Source organism: Amycolatopsis sp. NPDC003676 (assembly GCF_053587275.1).
This window is the reverse complement of sequence record NZ_JBSFNS010000317.1, coordinates 1-1310: the sequence shown is the minus strand read 5'-3', so window position 1 is coordinate 1310 and position 1310 is coordinate 1. Positions and strand designations below refer to the sequence as shown.

At 71.1% G+C, this 1310-nt stretch carries 1 protein-coding gene; it reads right to left on the bottom strand.

Annotation, left to right across the window (positions count from 1 at the left end; genetic code table 11):
• The coding region (locus ACWDNU_RS46035; protein WP_449673473.1) for a xanthine dehydrogenase family protein molybdopterin-binding subunit at positions 1-1260 on the bottom strand (1260 nt) is incomplete at its 3' end.
• Positions 1261-1310 lie beyond the last annotated feature (50 nt).

Here is a 1310-nt window from a genome sequence, read left to right as displayed (position 1 = left end):
GGTGTACACCGCCTGTGCGTCAACCCGCTTGTTCGGGCAGCGGTACACCGCCACGGATTCGCCGACGGCGTGGAACATCACGCCCGCGCTGTGATTGCCGTAGGCGCCCGCGTCGGTGAGCACGTCGACCGCGAGCGCGGTCAGCAGGCCCGCCGCGTCGGCGGCCGCGGTGACCGCGACCCGCATCGGATGACGGCAGGTGGCGGAGGTGAATTCGTCGGTTCTGGTGAACTCGTACTGCACGGGATGCCCGCTTCGCAGCACCGCCAGCGCGATCAGGTCCTCGGCCAGCATCTCCTGCTTGGCCCCGAATCCGCCGCCGACCCTGGCCGCGAACACCCGCACCTTGTCCCGCTCCAGCCCGAACACATGGCACAGTTCGTCGCGCACCAGGAACGGGACCTGGGTGCTCGTCCGGATGACCAGCCTGCCCGCGTCGTCCAGCCAGCCGATCCCGCCGTGTGTCTCCAGATGCACGTGCTGCACGCGCGGCGAATGCCACACCCCGCTGACCACTTTCGCGGCCCGCTCGATCCCCGCCTCGAAATCTCCGACTCCACCGTGGATCTCGGCCACGAGGTTGCGCTGCGGGTCGGCGATCCGCGCCGACTCCGGTTTGTCGGCGTGGAGCTTCGGCGCGTCCGCGGCGAGTGCGGATTCGGGCTCGAAAACAGCTGGTAGCAGCTCGTATTCGACGCGCAACGCACGCACTCCGGCACGTGCGGCATCGAGCGTCTCCCCTACCACCGCGGCCACCCGCTGGCCCGCGAACCGCACCGTGCGATCGAGGACGAAGGTGTCGTCGGGATCGTCCTCCCGCAGTTCGTGCCGGGCCGTCGAGAAGGCGGTGGACGGCGCGTCCGCATGGGTCAGCACCAGCCGGACACCCGGCACAGCCTCTGCCGCAGCAGAATCGATGGACACGATGCGCGCGTGCGGATGCGGACTGGCCAGCACCGCCAGGTGCCACGGCGCGACAGGCGGCATCCGCTCACCCGCCCCTGGCACCACATCCAGCGTGAACGCCTCGGCACCGCGCACGATCCGCGTGCCCGCCGGTGCCCGCACGCCGTCGCCCATCTGCCCCGGACCGTGCCTACCCCGCATTGCCGCCTCGACCGCCCCCACTGCGGAACTGCTGACCTCCGGTCCCTCCGCCGCCGGCACGACGGTGACCTCGGCCTCCCCCAGCCCCGACCGCCCGGCGGACGCCGCGAGCGCCGAGCCAACACCCTGATCGCCACGAGCCGGAGCGTCCACCGCCGACCTGCGGGGTTCGGGGGTGGACGTAGTTGTGCACAATGCTGCAC